Genomic DNA, 16,373 nt, shown 5'->3' on the forward strand with positions numbered 1-16,373 from the left:
TAATTCCATCAATGCCGACAAAAGCCGCAGCAAAGATAGGATGAAAGGCCGGTCGGCACCACCGTCGACGCCGGGGTCACCGGCTTCACACTGCACGACCTACGCCACTAGACAGCCACCTGTGGCCGACGGTCGAGGATCGGACCCGCGAAGCGACGGCCGCTCTGATGACCGAAACGCTGGGTCTCGCCGAACGGCCTGCGGACTCCCTGCGGACCAAGGAGGCGTGACGTAGCCCGTGAACTGCGCGAACGCGGCCCACCTAGACGTTGAAGCGGAACTCCACGACGTCGCCGTCCTGCATGACGTACTCCTTGCCCTCGATGCGGACCCTGCCCGCCGCCTTGGCCGCCGCCATCGAGCCGGCCTCGACCAGGTCGCCGTAGGAGACCACCTCGGCCTTGATGAAGCCGCGCTGGAAGTCGCTGTGGATGACACCCGCGGCCTCCGGCGCGGTCGCGCCGACCGGGACGGTCCAGGCCCGGGCCTCCTTGGGGCCGGCCGTGAGGTACGTCTGGAGCCCGAGCGTACGGAAGCCGACGCGGACGAGCTGGTTGAGGCCGGGCTCGTTCTGGCCGATCGACTCCAGCAGCTCGCGAGCCTCCTCCTCGGGCAGGTCCACCAGCTCGGATTCGATCTTGGCGTCCATGAAGACAGCCTCGGCGGGGGCGACCAGGGCCCGCAGCTCGTCGAGGAACGCCTCGTTGGCGAGTTCGGCCTCGTCGACGTTGAAGACGTACAGGAACGGCTTGGTGGTGAGCAGGTGCAGCTCGCGAAGGTGCTCCAGCTCGATCTTCGCGGCGGCGGCCCCGGAGTAGAGGGTGGTGCCGCCGTCCAGCACCTCGATGGCCTGCTTCGCGGCGGCGACCGCGGCGGCCCGGTCCTTGCGGAGCTTGGCCTCCTTCTCCAACCGGGGCAGCGCCTTGTCCAGGGTCTGCAGGTCGGCGAGGATCAGCTCGGTGTTGATCGTCTCGATGTCGTCGGCCGGGGAGACCTTGCCGTCGACGTGCACCACGTTCGGGTCGGAGAAGGCCCGGACCACCTGGCAGATCGCCGAGGCGTCCCGGATGTTGGCCAGGAACGCGTTGCCCCGCCCCTGCCCCTTCGACGCGCCGCGCACGAGGCCGGCGATGTCGACGAACGACACCGGAGCCGGCAGCACCTTCTGCGAGGAGAAGATCTCGGCGAGCTTGCCCAGCCGCTCGTCGGGCAGCCCGACCACGCCGACGTTGGGCTCGATGGTGGCGAACGGGTAGTTCGCCGCCAGCACGTCGTTCTTGGTCAACGCGTTGAAAAGCGTGCTCTTGCCGACGTTGGGCAGGCCGACGATGCCGATGGTGAGACTCACGACGAGCCAGCTTACGCCGGTGCCGAGCGGACCGGTCCACGCGGCTCCGAATCCACCGGGCCGGACGCGGCCCTGGTCGCCCCTCAGCGCGTCTGCCAAGGTGGCAGACGTGCCGACGTTGCGGTTCCTCATCATGGTCGACGGCCCGCTGACGGCGGCGGAGCTGCTCGACCTGATCCGCGCCCGGCTGCCCGACGCGAAGCCCTACCGCCGGGACTCGGTCGACGTCCGGGCCAACCTGCTGGAGATCAACACCAACGAGGGCGCCGACCCGCGGCTCGCCGCCACCGACGAGGACGGCTATCTCTACTTCCGGTGGCGGGTGGAGGTGACGCCGATGGACCCGTCGGTCGACGAGGCGCAGCAGATCGCCCTGGCCCGGGAGCTGCTGCGGGCGATCGAGGGGCAGCAGGTGCGGGCGACCGTGTGCGCCGCGTTCGAGGATCGGGTCTGACCCGCGCTCACCGGAGCAGGCGGGGCGCGATGACCTCTTCCCGCACACTGCCGTCCGCGCGACGACTCACCTCGTACGCCGAGACGCCCTCGCGGTCGGCGACCGCCTCGACCAGGCGGGTCCCCCGGTAGACCAGGCCGACACCGTCGTCAGTGCAGTGACTGGTCGGCAACGTCCCGTCGCCGACCAGCTCGTGCATCAGCGGCCGGCGCTCACTCTCGCTGTCGTAGTGCACGCCATTGCCGTACGGCAGCCAACCCAACGCCTCCGTGTAGCCCCGCAGACGGGGTCCGAAGCTGTCGGTGGCGCCGCCCACGTGCCAGCAGATCGAGCCGGCCGAGACGCCGGCCAACACCACGCCGGCCTGCCAGCACTCGTGCAGGATCTCGTCCAGCCCGTGCACCCGCCAGACCGCGACGAGATTGGCGACGCTGCCGCCGCCCACCCAGATCGCATCCTGGGCGAGCAGGTGGGCTCGGACGTCGTCGACGTTCGGCATCGGGAACAGCGCCAGGTGCGACAGACGGAACCGCGTGTCGGCGAACGCACCGTAGACAGCGGTGAACGAGGTCGGCTGGTCACCGACGGCCTGCCCGAGGTAGCAGATCCGTGGCTGCGGACCGGCCTCGGCCAACTCGGCGGCCAGCTCGAAGATCGGGCCGGGGCGCAGGTCGGACGGCCCCCGGTCACCACGGAAGAAGCCCATGCTGGTGGCGAGGATGGTGGGTTCGCTGGCGGGCATGAGCGATCCTTCCGTCGGTGTGCTCTGCCCTCCATCCTGCCGTAGTCGATCATTGTCCAGGGGCTATCAGCATTCGGGCGCGTCGACCTGCCCGACCTCCGTCGATCTTCCGACACGGCGTCGGCCCAACCCGCTCAGCCGGCGGGCCGTCGGCCCAACCCGCTCAGCCGGCGGGCCGTCGGCCCAACCCGCTCAGCCGGCGGGCCGTCGGCCCAACCCGCTCAGCCGGCGGGCCGTCGGCTCAACTCGCTCAGCCGGCGGGCCGTCGGCTCAACTCGCTCAGCCGGCGCGGCGTTGCCGGGGAATGAGAGCGGGCCGCGCGTTGGCCGGGTCGGCGGTGCCGCTCGACGCGGCCGACGGAGTCGCCTGCGGATCGGGCCGGCGTCTCGCCGCCGCACCTCCGGCGGGAGGCTCGATCTCGGCGGGCAGGTCGTCGCACGGCCGCTCGGACGCGGGCAGTTGCGCGCACGCGGCGCGGGGCAGGGTGAACCGGTCCGCTGCCGCCGGCCCTGCGGAATTCGACTCGCGCAGCATCCAGCGCACCTCGTCCGCCGTCCAGCCGAGGCTGGGCCGGGCCGCGATCTCCGCGATCAGCCGCCGGCCGACGGTCGTGTCGTCGTCGTAGAAACGCATGCACCGGTGATGCGTCCACATGCCGAGCGCCCGCAGGCCGGCCTCGTCGAGCGACCGGACCAGCCGGCCGCAGGCGGTGTCGGCGAACGGCTCCGCCTGGTCGGCGGACCGGTCCCGTTCGATGGCGCCGACGGCGGCCGGCGCGACGGCCCGCATCCGGCGGTAGAAGGACTGCACCACGGCGCGGGGCAACGGCGGAATCGAGCCGTGTGTAGACGCCGCCACCCAACCCGCAACGCTCGCCATCGCCGCCCCCCTTCTTGAGTTGGTGGCGAGACGTTACCCGGGACGACCGACACTCCCGGGCGGAAATCCCCCACCCCCACCTCTCCGCCTCGGTGATCAAGAAGTTCGCGTCACGGGGTACGGCGTGTCGTGACGCGAACCTCTTGATCACCGGGAAAAGCGGGGGTGGGTTTGGGGGTGGGTGATGGTCGGGTCTGATTTCCGCCAGCCGACGGCTTGAGCAGCGGGGCATCATCGGTGGCGTGGAGATGGACTTCGAACGGTGCTACCGGGCGGTGGACAGTCGCGACCAGAGGTTCGACGGCTGGTTCTACACCGGCGTGACGTCGACCGGGATCTACTGCCGGCCATCCTGCCCGGCGATCACGCCGAAGCGGCAGAACGTCCGGTTCTTCCCGTCGGCCGCTGCCGCCCAGGGCGCCGGGCTGCGCGCCTGCCGCCGCTGCCGGCCGGACGCCGCGCCCGGCTCGCCGCAGTGGGACGTCCGCGCCGACGTGGTGGGCCGGGCGATGCGGCTGATCGCCGACGGGGTGGTCGACCGGGACGGCGTACCGGGGCTGGCCGCGCGGCTGGGCTACACCGAACGGCACCTGCACCGGATGCTGCGCGCCGAGATGGGGGCCGGGCCGCTCGCGCTGGCCCGGGCCCAGCGTGCGCAGACCGCGCGGATCCTCATCGAGACGACCGGGCTGGGGATGGCCGAGATCGCGTTCGCCGCCGGCTTCGGCAGCGTGCGGCAGTTCAACGACACGGTCCGCGAGGTGTACGCGAGCGCCCCCTCGGAGCTGCGGACCGCTCGCGGCCGACACCTGGCGGCAATCGGGGCGGGGACGATCACGCTCCGGCTGGCGTACCGTCCGCCGCTGCACGCCCACGCGCTGCTGGACTTCCTCGCGCTGCGCGCGCTGCCAGGTGTCGAGGAGGTACGCGACGGGACGTACCGCCGCGGGTTGCGGTTGCCACACGGCCTCGGCCAGGTGGCCCTGACCCCGGCGGACGGGCACGTGACGGCGACGCTGCGCCTGGCCGACCTGCGCGACCTCGCGCCGGCGGTGGCCCGCTGCCGGCGTCTGCTCGACCTCGACGCGGACCCGGAGGCGGTCGACGCCACGCTGGCGGCCGACCCGGCCCTGGCCCCGGCGGTGACGGCCGAGCCCGGGATCCGCGTCCCCCGCGCGGTCGACGGTTTCGAAATGGCCGTACGCGCGATAGTGGGCCAACAGGTCTCGGTGCGCTCCGCCCGCACCACCCTGACCCGCCTGCTGGCCACCCGCGTCGATCATGAAGTTGTTGCCACCGACGACGGCGTGTCGCGACAACAACTTCATGATCAACGGGGTGACCTGCGGGGGTTCCTCACGCCGGAGGAGGTTTTGGGGATCTCCGACGGGGAGTTCGGGATGCCGGGGCGGCGGCGGGACGCCATTCGAGGGCTGGCCCGTGCCCTGGTGGACGGATCCGTGGACCTGGCGCCCGGGGGTGACCGTCAGGAGACCAGGCGGCGGCTGCTCGCGCTGCCCGGGATCGGGCCGTGGACCGCCGACTACCTCGCCATGCGCGCCCTCGGCGACCCCGACGTCCTCCTCGACAGCGACCTCGCGATCCGCCGGGGCGCGACGGCGCTCGGCCTACCCCACACGACCCTCGACGCGCACGCCGAACGGTGGCGCCCCTGGCGGTCCTACGCCACGATCAGACTCTGGAGAGCCGCATGAGCATCGACAGCACCGTCCTGACCACCCCGACCGGTCCGCTGAGCATCCTCGCCGACCGCGACGGTCAGGTCCTGGCGGCCGGCTTCACCCCCGACCCGGAGGCGCTGCCGCCCCTGATCCACCCGAGTCTGCGAGCGCCGGTACGACCACGCGCCGATCTCGGGCCGACCACCGTGGCCGTTCGGTCCTACCTGGACGGGGATCTCACCGCCATCGACTCGGTGCCGGTACGGCAGCACACCGGCGGCGAGTTCATGGCGTACGCCTGGCAGGTGCTGCGGGACGTGCCGCCGGGCGCGCCGGTCACCTACACGGGATACGCGGCGCTGGCCGGGCGGCCACCCGCGGTGCGGGCCGCGGCCGCCGCCTGCGCGCGTAACGCCGCGGCGCTCTTCGTGCCCTGCCACCGGGTGCTGCGTACCGACGGGAGCCTCGGTGGCTACCGCTGGGGGCTGGACGTGAAGAAGTGGCTTCTCGGTCATGAGCGGCGGTTGACGGCAAGCTGACAACTACACGGGCACCCAATGACGCTACCGTCGGGTAGTGCCTGTGGAGAGCGACGGCGACCGGGCCGCCCCGGTCGCCGCGGGCCGCCACCCCGTGCACAACCTCTGGCGGCTGCGCCGCTACCTGCGCCCGTACGCCACCGAGTTCGCCTGGTTGCTGGTCGCCGGGCTCGCCGGCACGGCCGCCGGGATCGCCGTACCCCTGGTGGTGCAGCGCGTGGTGGACGGGCCGGTGGCCCGCCACGAGCCCGCAGGCCTGCTTCAACTCGGTGGTCTGGCGCTGCTGCTCGGCGTGGTCGAGGCGGTGCTCATCTTCATCCGTCGGTGGGTGCAGTCGTCCTCGGCGGTGGGCATGGAGGCGGCACTGCGCGCCGACGTCTACGCGCACCTGCAACGGCTGCCGGCCAGTTTCCACGACCGCTGGCAGTCCGGCCAACTGCTCTCCCGGATCACCAGCGACCTGTCGGTGATCCGCCGGTTCCTGTCCTTCGGTGTCTTCTTCCTGGTGCTCAACCTGACCACCTACGTGGTGGTGGTGCTGCTGCTGATCCACCTGCACGCGGCGCTCGGGTTGCTGGTCGCGGCCAGCGCCGTGCCCCTGCTGCTGATCACCCGCCGGTTCGGTCGGCACTACCACACCGCGTCCCGGCGGATGCAGGACCAGCAGGGCGACGTGGCGACGCTGGTCGAGGAGACCGCGCAGGGCCTGCGCACCATGAAGGCGTACGGGCGGGGGCCCGAGCTGGCCGCCCGCTTCGCCGACGGGGCCCGGGCGCTACACGACACCGGCGTGGGCAAGGGCCGGCTGCTGGCGAACACGGCGGCGCTGCTCGACCTGGTGCCCAACCTGACGCTGGGCGTGGTGCTGGTCGCCGGTGCCGCCGCCGCCGCGCGGGGCGTGCTCACGATCGGGGAGCTGGTGGCGTTCGCCAGCCTCCAACTGATGCTCATCTGGCCGGTGCAGTCGCTGGGGTGGATCATCGCCAACGGGCAGGAGGCCGCCACCGCCGCCGACCGGGTCCAGGAGGTGCTGGACACTCCACCGCAGATCGTGGACGCTCCCGACGCGCTCACGCTCAGCCGCGACGCGGTCCAGGGTCGGCTCCGCTTCGAACGGGTCGCCTTCCGCTACCCGGGCGCGGCCACCGGCGTCCTGGACGAGATCGACCTGACCATCGAGCCCGGCGAGACGCTGGCCCTGGTCGGTGCCACCGGCTGCGGCAAGAGCACCCTGCTCTCGCTGGTGCCCCGACTGCACGAGGTGACCGGCGGCCGGATCACCCTCGACGGGCACGACCTGCGCGACCTGCGGCTGGCCTCGCTGCGCCGGCTGGTCGGGGTGGCGTTCGAGGAGCCCACCCTCTTCTCCATGTCGGTGTGGGAGAACCTCACCCTGGGCCGCCCGGACGCCGGCGACGACGAGGTCCGCGCGGCCCTCGCGCTGACACAGGCCGATTTCGCGTACGACCTGCCGTGGGGCCTGGCCACCCGCGTGGGTGAGCAGGGGTTGTCCCTCTCCGGGGGCCAGCGGCAGCGGTTGGCCCTGGCGCGGGCGGTGCTCGGTCGCCCGGCGCTGCTGGTGCTCGACGACCCGCTTTCCGCCCTCGACGTGCACACCGAAGCGCTGGTGGAGGCGGCGCTACGGCAGGTGCTGCGGGCCAGCACCGCCCTGCTGGTGGTGCACCGACCGTCGACGATCGCGCTGGCCGACCGCGTCGCCCTGCTCGACGGTGGACGGATCGCCGCGATCGGCCGGCACTCGGAACTGCTCGCCACCGTGCCCGCCTACCGGGCGCTGCTCGCCGCCGAGCCACCACCCGCGCAACCGGCCGCCGCCGTCCACCCAGCCGGAACCGGGCCCGGGGGTGTCGGGCCGCCGGGGCCCGGCGCGTCCACCTCGGACGGCTGGGGCCTGGTGCGCTCGTGACAACCCCGGAGCAGGCCGATCCGTCTCCCGAGGGGGAGCCGGAGCTGGCCCGCTGGCGGGGGACGGCCACCGACCCGGAGGCCGACCGGAGTCGGGCCGAGGAGGACACCCCGGAGGCCGTCGCCCGGCTGCGCCGGCACAGCCGGGCCCTGCTGGCCGACCTGCTGCGCCCGCATCGGGGACGACTCGCCGCCGCCGTCGGTCTGCTGCTCGCGCAGAACGCCGCCGCGATGGCCGGCCCGTACCTGGTCATGATCGGCATCGATCGCGCCATCGCCCCGCTGCGCGCCGGGAACGCCACCCCGCTGGTCGCCGTGGCCGGGGCGTTCGCCGCCGCCGCCGTGACGGAGTACGCGGCCCGCCGAGGCTTCCTGACCCTCTCCGCCCGCATCGGCCAGGCCGTCCTGCTGGACCTGCGACAGCGGGTGTTCGGGCACTTCCTACGACTGTCGGTGGGCTTTCACGAGCGGTACACCTCGGGTCGAATGGTGTCCCGCCTCACCAGCGACCTGGACAGCATCGCCGAGTTGGTCGACGGGGGAATCGACAGCCTGGTGCTCGCCGCGCTGTCGATCCTGTCGGTGGCCGCCATCCTGCTCTGGCTGGACCTGCCACTGGCCGCGGTGACGCTGCTCGCGTTCCCGTTCCTGTTCTGGCTCTCCCGCTGGTTCGCCCGGGCTTCGGCCACCGCCTACCGGCGGACGAGGGAGGCCGTCGCGCTGGTCATCGTGCACTTCGTCGAGTCGATGCGGGGCATCCGGGCGGTGCAGACGTTCCGTCGGGAGCCGCGCAACCAGCGGATCTTCGTGACGCTCGGGGACGACTACCGGCGGGCGAGCCTGCACGCGTTCCGGCTGATCGCCACGTACTCGCCGGCGATCAAGTTGATCGGCAACCTCACGGTCGCGGTCGTGCTCTGTTACGGCGGGTGGCGGGTGCTCGGCGGGCGGACCGAGGTCGGCGTGCTCGCCGCGTTCCTGCTCTACCTGCGACGCTTCTTCGAGCCGATGCAGGAGCTGAGCCAGTTCTACAACTCGTTGCAGTCGGCGACGGCGGCGCTCGAGAAGCTGGCCGGGGTGCTCGACGAACGGCCCGGCGTCGCCGAGCCGGCCCGGCCGGTGCCGCTGCCGCGCGGCCCCGGTCACGGCGAGCTGACCTTCCGGGGCGTCTCGTTCGGCTACCGCGCGAACACCCCCATCCTCGCCGGACTGGACCTGCGGGTGCCGGCCGGGCAGACGGTCGCGCTGATCGGGCCGACCGGCGCGGGCAAGTCGACCATCGCCAAGCTCGTGGCCCGGTTCCACGACCCGGACGCCGGCACGGTCCTGCTGGACGGCATCGACCTGCGCGCGGTGTGCGACGCCGACCTGCGCCGCGCCGTGGTGCTCGTGACGCAGGAGAACCACCTGTTCAGCGGCACGGTGGCGGAGAACATCCGGTTCGGCCGGCCGGGCGCCGACGACGCCGAGGTGCGGGCCGCCGCCCAGGCGATCGGCGCGCACGAGTTCATCGCCGCGTTGCCCGACGGGTACGCCACCCAGGTGCACCGGCGCGGCGGGCGGCTCTCCGCCGGCCAGCGACAACTGGTCGCGTTCGCCCGGGCGTTCCTCGCCGACCCGACCGTGCTGATCCTCGACGAGGCGACGTCGTCGCTGGACGTGCCGACGGAACGGCTGGTGCAACGCGCGCTCGGCACCATCCTGCGGGACCGGACGGCGCTGGTGATCGCACACCGCCTCTCCACAGTGGAGACGGCCGACCGGGTGCTCGTCGTCGACGGCGGGAAGGTCGTCGAGGACGGCCCGCCGGCCGTGCTGGTCGGGTCCGGCGGCCGGTACGCGGCCCTGCACCGGCAGTGGCGCGACTCGCTCGGGTAGGACCGGCGATACGCAACTGCGTGGCTCGGCACCCGGCTGATGCCTACGATCGGCAGATGACCGATACGGCGAGGACGGCCCGCGCCGGCGTTCCCGAGCGTCCCAGTCTGGACGGGCTCGAGGAGCGTTGGGCGCAGCGTTGGCAGGAGGAGGGCACGTACGCGTTCGACCGTTCCCGGGAGCGGAAAGACGTGTACTCCATCGACACCCCGCCGCCGACCGTATCGGGCGAGTTGCACATGGGGCACGTCTTCTCGTACACGCACACCGACACCGTCGCCCGCTACCAGCGGATGCGGGGCAAGGCGGTCTTCTACCCGATCGGCTGGGACGACAACGGGCTGCCCACCGAGCGTCGCGTGCAGAACGTGTACGGGGTGCGCTGCGACCCGGCGTTGGCGTACGACCCGGTGTGGCGGCCGCCGGCCACCCCGGTCGACGACGCCGCCCGACGCGACCCGACGCCGATCTCGCGGCGCAACTTCATCGAGCTGTGCGAGCGGCTGACGGTCGCCGACGAGCAGGTCTTCGAGGCCCTCTGGCGGCGGCTCGGGCTCTCGGTGGACTGGTCCCTGACGTACACGACGATCGGCCGGATGGCCCGCGCCACCAGCCAGCGGGCGTTCGTGCGCAACCTGCGCCGGGGTGAGGCGTACCAGGCGGAGGCGCCGACGCTGTGGGACGTCGGCTTCGCCACCGCGGTGGCCCAGGCCGAGCTGGAGGACCGGGAACGTCCCGGCGCGTACCACCGGCTGCGGTTCGCCGGGCCCGGCGGGCGCGAGGTGCTCATCGACACCACCCGGCCGGAGCTCCTGCCGGCCTGCGTCGCGCTGGTCTGCCACCCCGACGACGAGCGGTACGCCGACCTGGTGGGCGCGACCGTGCGCAGCCCGCTGTTCGACGTCGAGGTGCCGGTGCGCGCCCACCCGCTCGCCGATCCCGCGAAGGGCACCGGCATCGCCATGGTCTGCACGTTCGGCGACCTCGCCGACGTGACCTGGTGGCGTGAGCTACAGCTGGACACCCGGGTGGTGATCGGCCGGGACGGCCGTCTGCTGCCGGAGCCGCCGGCCGGGGTGCCCGCGGCGCCGTACGCGGGGCTGGCCGGGCAGACCGTCAACGGCGCGCGCCGGGAGATCGTCGGGATGCTGGCCGACGCGGGTGACCTGATCGGAGAGCCGCGTCCGGTGACCCACCCGGTGAAGTTCTACGAGCGTGGCGACCGGCCACTGGAGATCGTCTCCACGCGCCAGTGGTACCTGCGCAACGGCGGACGGGACGCCGAACTGCGGGCGACGCTGCTGGCCCGGGGCGCGGAGCTGCACTGGGTGCCGGCGCACATGAAACACCGCTACGACAACTGGGTGGGCGGCCTGACCGGCGACTGGCTGGTGAGCCGGCAGCGCTTCTTCGGAGTGCCGGTGCCGGTGTGGTACCGGCTCGACGACACTGGCGAGCCGGACTGGTCCCACCCTCTCACGCCGGACGAGTCGACGCTGCCGGTCGACCCGTCCAGTGACCCGGCGCCCGGTTTCGACGAGTCGCAGCGCGGGCGGCCGGGCGGCTTCATCGGCGACCCGGACGTGCTGGACACCTGGGCGACCTCGTCGTTGACGCCGCAGATCGTCGGCGGCTGGGAGACCGACCCGGAGCTGTTCGCGCAGGTCTTCCCGATGGACCTGCGCCCGCAGGGGCAGGAGATCATCCGAACCTGGCTCTTCGACAGCGTGGTCCGTTCGCACTTCGAGCACGGGGTGCTGCCCTGGCGGGACACCGTGCTGTCCGGCTGGATCCTCGACCCGGACCACAAGAAGATGGCCAAGTCCAAGGGGAACGTGGTCACCCCGCTCGCGCTGCTGGAGCAGCACGGTTCGGACGCGGTGCGCTACTGGGCGGCCAGCGGCAAACCCGGCATGGACCTGGCCTTCGACCCGGCGCAGATCAAGGTCGGCCGCCGGCTGGCCACCAAACTGCTCAACGCGTCGAAGTTCGCGCTCGGCCTGGGCGCCGCGGACGCGCTGCGCGCGACCGCGACGACCCCGCTGGACCGCGCCATGCTCGCCGAACTGGGCACGGTGGTGAGCGCCGCGAGCACGGCCTTCGACGGGTACGACCACACGGCCGCCCTCCAGGTGACCGAGGCGTTCTTCTGGCGGTTCTGCGACGACTACATCGAGTTGGTCAAGGAACGGGCGTACGGCACCGGAGCGGCGGCCGACTCGGCGCGGGCGGCGCTGGCCTCGGCGCTGTCGGTGCAGTTGCGGCTGTTCGCGCCCGTGCTGCCGTACGTCACCGAGGAGATCTGGTCGTGGTGGCGGTACGGGTCGGTGCACCGCGCGCCCTGGCCCACCACCTACGAGGTGGCCCGCGCGATCGAGGGGACGGGCGAGCCCGCGCTGCTGCGGCTGGCCGGGGACGCGTTGGGCCAGGTGCGACGGGCCAAGTCGGAGCGGAAACTGTCGATGAAGGCGGAGGTGCCGCTGGCCGAGGCGCTCGGCCCGGCGGCGATGCTGGAGCAGCTCACCCTGGTCGCCGACGACCTGCGGGCTGCGGGCCGGATCGGCAAGCTCGACCTGCTGCCGGACCGCACCCCGGAACTCGTCATCGCCTGCGCCTTCTGACCGGGTCCGCCGCCGCCCACCCCCCGGGGGCGGCGGCGGACCGGCCGTCACCAGCCGCGCAGGAAGCGCAGGCCGAGCAGGAAGGCCACCACGGAGGGCCCGACCAGCAGGGTGATCGCCTGGAGCCGGTACGGCATCCGGTGCCGGGCCAGCTCAGCCGCGTTGCCCAGCACGATGACCCCGGCGAGCATCATGAACGCGCCCCACCAACCCGTCTCCAGGTGGATCACCCGGGCGTGGAGCAGTTGCAGGGTCACACCGACCAGCGCGCCGGTCAGCGCGAGCAGCGCCACCGCGCGGTGCAGACCACGGGCCAGCGGGTGACCCGCATGCCAGCCGTACGTGCCGGCCACCGCCAGGCAGGGCAGCACCACCAGCAGTGGCCAGCCCTCACCCATCGCGCCGAACATCAGCAGCGCGCCCACCACGAACGCCAGTGCCCCGACGCAGGCGACGACGTAACCCGCGAAGGCGCGACCACCGCCGCGGGCCAGCAGCGGGCCGCCGCTGGCCGCGATCAGCGCGGCCGGGATCAGGATGAAGCCGGCCCACCAGTGGAACCGGCCGCTGCCCTGGGCGGCCGTCGCGACCGTCGCGGACGCGAGGCCGGCAGCGGCGAGGCTGATCAGCCACGCCCGGCTACGGCGGGAGTACGGGTCAGCCAAGGGTCTGCGCTCCGCTTCGACAGTCACGTCCACCAGCCTCGTGGGTGGGGCCCGCCCGGTCCATCCGGCCAGCCCTACCCGTCGCCGGAGGGCTGGCCGGACTCCGCACGCCTCAGCTCGTCTCGCCGGCCACGCTGAACGAGCGCAGGCGGTCGATCGCCAGCACGGTGAAGCCGACGCTCACCAGCGCGGTCATCACGCCGGCCACCGGCACCGACACGCTGGTCTCCAGCAGCCCGCTGGGGGCGAGCCGGTCGGCGAGCGCGATCACGTACTGCTGGATGGAGAGCACCTTCGTGCCGCTGACGAAGTTGCCCAGCAGCCCCTCCCAGATCAGCACGTAGACGAGGCCGAGCAGCACCGGACGCCGGGTGATGAGGCTGAGCGCGAGGAACAGCGCCGAGTACGCGAGCGCGCCGAACGCGGACGCGGCGGCGAGCGCCAGTCCGAGGCGTACCGAATCGGCAAGCACGCCCGCGACGTAGAGCGGCACCGCGACGGTGGCCGCGGTGACCCCGGTGGCGACCGCGAGCTTCGGCAGCACGATCTGCCAGCGCGGCAGCGGCTTGGTGAGGATGTGCACGACCGTGCCGTCGTCGATCTCGGCGCCCAGCACGCCCGTGCCGATGATCAGGGCCACCACCGGCAGCACCACCGCCAGGCCGAGGCCGACCAGCACCGGCGGGCCCCACTCGCCCGGGTCCACGCCCAGGGACCGGCAGAGGACGGCCAGGCCGAGCAGCACCAGCGGCAGGGGCAGCAGCAGGAGGAACCGCCGCCGGCCGAACAGCCCACGCGCGGTGATCCAGGTAATCGTGGACATGTTCTCAGGCCTCCACCAGGTAGGAGAAGACGCTCTCCAGGGACTCGTCCGACGGCACCAACTGACGCACCCGGATGCCCTGGCGCAGGGCGATCCGGGGCAGCGCCCGGGTGAAGGCGCCGTAGTCGCCGGCGCGCACGGTCAGGCCGGCGCGGTCCAGCTCGACGCCGCTCACCGACGGCTCGGCGATCAGTGCGACGGCCAGCGCCCGGTCGTCGGTGGAGCGCACCGCGAAGACGTGCGGCCGGTTGGTCATGAGCCGGCGGATGGTCCGGAAGTCGCCGGAGGCGGCCAGCCGGCCCGCCACCATCACCTGCACCGTGCCGGAGACCTGTTCGACCTCTTCCAGGATGTGCGAGCTGAACAGGATCGTCCGGCCGGAGTCGCCGAGGGAGTGCAGCAGATCCATCATGTGCAGCCGCTGACGCGGGTCCATCCCGTTGAACGGCTCGTCGAGCAGCAGCACCTGCGGGTCGTGCACCAGCGCCGCGGCCACCCGCGCGCGCTGTCGCATGCCCTTGGAGTACGTGCCGATCCGGCGGTCCTGCGCCGACTCCAACTCCACCAGGTCGATGGCGCGTCGGGCGGCCGCCGCCGGGTCGGCCAGTCGGTGCAGCTTGGCGCTGGCGAGCACGAACTCGTACGCGGTGAGGAAGCTCTGCACCGCCTCCCGCTCGCTGACCAGGCCCAGCCGGCGGTAGACGGCGGGATTCCGCCAGGTCGGCTCGTCGTCGAGGGTCACCGTGCCGCGCGACGGGGCGAGGAATCCGGCCATCATGTGCAGCAGCGTGGTCTTGCCGGCGCCGTTCGGGCCGAGCAGACCGGTCACCCCGGGGCCGAGGATCATGCTGATGTCGTTGACGGCCACCACGTTGCCGTACCACCGGGACACCCCGGTCAGGCTCAGGGTGCTGCTCATCAGGAGGCGACCTTCCGGTAGCGGGCCAGCAGGAGGGTGGTCGCCCCGGCGACCAGCAGCACCGCCACCAGGGCGTAGACCGGGCCGAATCGGCCGATCATCATCTCGCCCGGATCGCCCTCGACCAGCAGGTCACCCAGCGACCAGATGCCGACCCCCTGCACGAGGGTGGAGGGCGAGGCCATGCCGGCCAGTTCGTTGGCCGTGTTCGACGGCAGGATGCTCAGCACGCCCACGATCGGGGTGGTCATCAGGAAGACGGCGACCACCCCACCGGCGGCGAACGCGCGCTTGCCGGTCAGCGACGCGACGAGCAGCCCCACCGAGGCGAAGACCACCGCCCACAGCCCGGCGTAGAGCAGACCGGGGAGCAGGTCGAGCAGCTCGTTCCAGACGCCCTTCAGGCCGTCCTTGGTGGTGAACGCGGCACCCAGGAACATGATCAGTTGCGGTCCACCGAGCAGCAGCCAGAGGCCGGTGACGAGCGCCAGCAGCTTGGCGATCGCGTAGTCGGCGCGCGGCAGTGGGCGGGAGAAGTAGAGCGGCAGCACACCACTGCGCAGGTCGCGCGAGACCAGCTCCGGGGCGGCCACCGCGACGAAGAACAGGACCAGCCAGCTCATCGCGTCGGCGAACTGGGCGTACGTGGCGACCGGTTCACCGAGTTGGCTGCGCACGGCGGCCAGGGCCACCGCGACCAGGGTGACGATGCCGATCACCAACCACGGAAAGATCTTGGCCTTGGCGCTGCGACCGAGCCCGAAGATGGTGCGCAGCCCGTGCAGGTAGAGCGCGCCGAAGACGTGCCGGCGGCCCAGGCGGGGGCCTTCGTAGCGCTGGTAGCCGATGTCGTGGATGACACCGGCCGGCGCGGACCGGACGGCGGATGACGGCTCAGGCATGGGTGAGCTCCCTCGTGGCGAAGAGTTCGGCCACCCGGTGCCGGCGCTGGTCCAGCCGGTGCAGCGGCAGGTCCAGTTCGGCGACCGCGCCGAGGATCAGGTCGTAGGTGCTGTCGTCGGCGAGCGGTACGAGCAGCAGCCGGCCGTCGCGCGCCACCGGCAGGTCGAGCGCGGTGAGTCGGGCGGCCAGCTCCTCGGTGCCCTCGCTGACCTCGACGGCCAGCACGTCGGTGGCCGAGGTCATGGCGGAGATGTGGTCGGCGCGCAGCAGCCGGCCACCGTCGATGGCGATCAGCGTGTCGCAGATCCGCTCCACCTCGCCCAGCAGGTGCGAGCACACCAGCACGGAGATGCCGAACTCGGTGCCGATCCGGTGCACCAACGCCAGCATGGCGTCCCGCCCGGCCGGGTCCAGACCGTTGGTCGGCTCGTCCAGCAACAGCAGGTCGGGGTCGTGCACCAGCGCCTGGGCCAGTTTGACCCGCTGCTTCATGCCGGTGGAGTAGCCGCCCACCGGCCGGTAGCGCTCCTCGTAGAGCCCGACGTGACGCAACGCCTCGGAGGCGCGCTCGCGGGCCACCGTGCGCGGCAGGCCACTGATCCGCCCGAGGTGGGTGACCAACTCGGCGGCGGACAGGTCGGGTGGGAGGCAGTCGTGCTCGGGCATGTAGCCGACGCGGGCGCGGACCGCCGCCGGTTCGGTGGTCGGGTCGATGCCGAGCACCGAGACCTGCCCGCTCGTCGGAGCGATCAGGCCGAGCAGAATCTTGATCAAGGTGGATTTGCCGGCGCCGTTCGCCCCCACCAGGCCGATGATCCCGGGCTCGACGGCGACGGTGAGGTCGGTGAGCGCGGTGACCCGACCTCCGTACGTCTTGGTGAGCGACTGGGTCGCGATCAGTGTCACCAGGCCAGCGTAGGGAGTCGATGCCCCAGGTCGACACCGGCGCGCCCCCGGCGCTCCCCTGATCCTCGCGGCGCCGTACCCCTAGGGT

Annotated in this window: 13 protein-coding genes and 1 pseudogene; 6 read left to right on the top strand and 8 right to left on the bottom strand. The window is 72.5% G+C overall.

Annotated elements, in window-relative coordinates:
- Positions 1–262 precede the first annotated feature (262 nt).
- Entirely contained in the window at positions 263–1,348 is a 1,086-nt protein-coding gene (gene ychF, locus AB0I89_RS15340; protein WP_357126155.1) for a redox-regulated ATPase YchF, read from the bottom strand.
- A 109-nt stretch (positions 1,349–1,457) separates the two neighbouring features.
- Between ychF and AB0I89_RS15345 the strand changes: the two genes are divergently transcribed.
- Positions 1,458–1,802, top strand: a complete 345-nt coding sequence (locus tag AB0I89_RS15345) for a hypothetical protein (protein ID WP_357126158.1) — start codon at positions 1,458–1,460, stop codon at positions 1,800–1,802.
- A gap of 7 nt (positions 1,803–1,809) precedes the next feature.
- Here the strand turns inward: AB0I89_RS15345 and AB0I89_RS15350 are convergent, their stop codons facing one another.
- Positions 1,810–2,544, bottom strand: coding sequence for a peptidase E (locus tag AB0I89_RS15350; RefSeq protein ID WP_357126161.1), 735 nt, complete (start codon positions 2,542–2,544; stop codon positions 1,810–1,812).
- Positions 2,545–2,997: 453 nt separating this feature from the next.
- Positions 2,998–3,423, bottom strand: a pseudogene (locus AB0I89_RS15355) (hypothetical protein); the annotation flags it as partial.
- A 242-nt stretch (positions 3,424–3,665) separates the two neighbouring features.
- Between AB0I89_RS15355 and AB0I89_RS15360 the strand changes: the two are divergent.
- Genes AB0I89_RS15360 through valS form a run of 5 tightly spaced genes read left to right on the top strand, consistent with a single transcriptional unit; the run spans position 3,666 to position 12,069 of the window.
- Positions 3,666–5,138 carry an AlkA N-terminal domain-containing protein gene (locus AB0I89_RS15360; protein WP_357126164.1) on the top strand — a complete coding sequence of 491 codons (1,473 nt, stop codon included), beginning with the start codon at positions 3,666–3,668 and terminating at the stop codon, positions 5,136–5,138.
- On the top strand, positions 5,135–5,644 hold the full coding sequence (locus AB0I89_RS15365; protein WP_357126167.1) for a methylated-DNA--[protein]-cysteine S-methyltransferase: 510 nt from the start codon (positions 5,135–5,137) through the stop codon (positions 5,642–5,644). Before AB0I89_RS15360 ends, AB0I89_RS15365 begins: the two co-directional genes overlap by 4 nt.
- A gap of 37 nt (positions 5,645–5,681) precedes the next feature.
- On the top strand, positions 5,682–7,571 hold the full coding sequence (locus tag AB0I89_RS15370; protein WP_357126170.1) for an ABC transporter ATP-binding protein: 1,890 nt from the start codon (positions 5,682–5,684) through the stop codon (positions 7,569–7,571).
- Positions 7,568–9,448, top strand: a complete 1,881-nt coding sequence (locus tag AB0I89_RS15375) for an ABC transporter ATP-binding protein (RefSeq protein ID WP_357126173.1) — start codon at positions 7,568–7,570, stop codon at positions 9,446–9,448. The genes AB0I89_RS15370 and AB0I89_RS15375 overlap by 4 nt, the downstream gene beginning before the upstream one ends.
- 56 nt (positions 9,449–9,504) lie before the next feature.
- Complete coding sequence (valS, locus tag AB0I89_RS15380) at positions 9,505–12,069, top strand: valine--tRNA ligase (RefSeq protein ID WP_357126176.1); 2,565 nt, start codon at positions 9,505–9,507, stop codon at positions 12,067–12,069.
- Positions 12,070–12,116: 47 nt separating this feature from the next.
- Here valS and AB0I89_RS15385 read toward each other — a convergent pair whose 3' ends face one another.
- From AB0I89_RS15385 to AB0I89_RS15405, 5 genes are all read right to left on the bottom strand, one after another.
- Positions 12,117–12,761: a hypothetical protein gene (locus tag AB0I89_RS15385; RefSeq protein ID WP_357126179.1), complete on the bottom strand. Its 645-nt coding sequence runs from the start codon at positions 12,759–12,761 to the stop codon at positions 12,117–12,119.
- Between the two features lie 85 nt (positions 12,762–12,846).
- Positions 12,847–13,557 carry an ABC transporter permease subunit gene (locus tag AB0I89_RS15390; protein ID WP_357126182.1) on the bottom strand — a complete coding sequence of 237 codons (711 nt, stop codon included), beginning with the start codon at positions 13,555–13,557 and terminating at the stop codon, positions 12,847–12,849.
- 4 nt (positions 13,558–13,561) lie between these two features.
- On the bottom strand, positions 13,562–14,476 hold the full coding sequence (locus AB0I89_RS15395) for an ABC transporter ATP-binding protein (RefSeq protein ID WP_357126185.1): 915 nt from the start codon (positions 14,474–14,476) through the stop codon (positions 13,562–13,564).
- Positions 14,476–15,378, bottom strand: coding sequence for an ABC transporter permease (locus tag AB0I89_RS15400; RefSeq protein ID WP_357126188.1), 903 nt, complete (start codon positions 15,376–15,378; stop codon positions 14,476–14,478). The genes AB0I89_RS15395 and AB0I89_RS15400 overlap by 1 nt, the downstream gene beginning before the upstream one ends.
- On the bottom strand, positions 15,371–16,285 hold the full coding sequence (locus AB0I89_RS15405; protein ID WP_357126191.1) for an ABC transporter ATP-binding protein: 915 nt from the start codon (positions 16,283–16,285) through the stop codon (positions 15,371–15,373). The genes AB0I89_RS15400 and AB0I89_RS15405 overlap by 8 nt, the downstream gene beginning before the upstream one ends.
- Positions 16,286–16,373 lie beyond the last annotated feature (88 nt).

Source organism: Micromonospora sp. NPDC049801 (assembly GCF_040656575.1).
GTDB lineage: Bacteria > Actinomycetota > Actinomycetes > Mycobacteriales > Micromonosporaceae > Micromonospora.

What these genes read in the sequence shown, in the direction of transcription:
- valS (WP_357126176.1), top strand. Translation starts at nt 9,505, where the DNA reads ATGACCGATACGGCGAGGACGGCCCGCGCCGGCGTTCCCGAGCGTCCC.
- AB0I89_RS15390 (WP_357126182.1), bottom strand. Translation starts at nt 13,557, where the DNA reads ATGTCCACGATTACCTGGATCACCGCGCGTGGGCTGTTCGGCCGGCGG.
- AB0I89_RS15350 (WP_357126161.1), bottom strand. Translation starts at nt 2,544, where the DNA reads ATGCCCGCCAGCGAACCCACCATCCTCGCCACCAGCATGGGCTTCTTC.
- AB0I89_RS15365 (WP_357126167.1), top strand. Translation starts at nt 5,135, where the DNA reads ATGAGCATCGACAGCACCGTCCTGACCACCCCGACCGGTCCGCTGAGC.
- AB0I89_RS15395 (WP_357126185.1), bottom strand. Translation starts at nt 14,476, where the DNA reads ATGAGCAGCACCCTGAGCCTGACCGGGGTGTCCCGGTGGTACGGCAAC.
- AB0I89_RS15400 (WP_357126188.1), bottom strand. Translation starts at nt 15,378, where the DNA reads ATGCCTGAGCCGTCATCCGCCGTCCGGTCCGCGCCGGCCGGTGTCATC.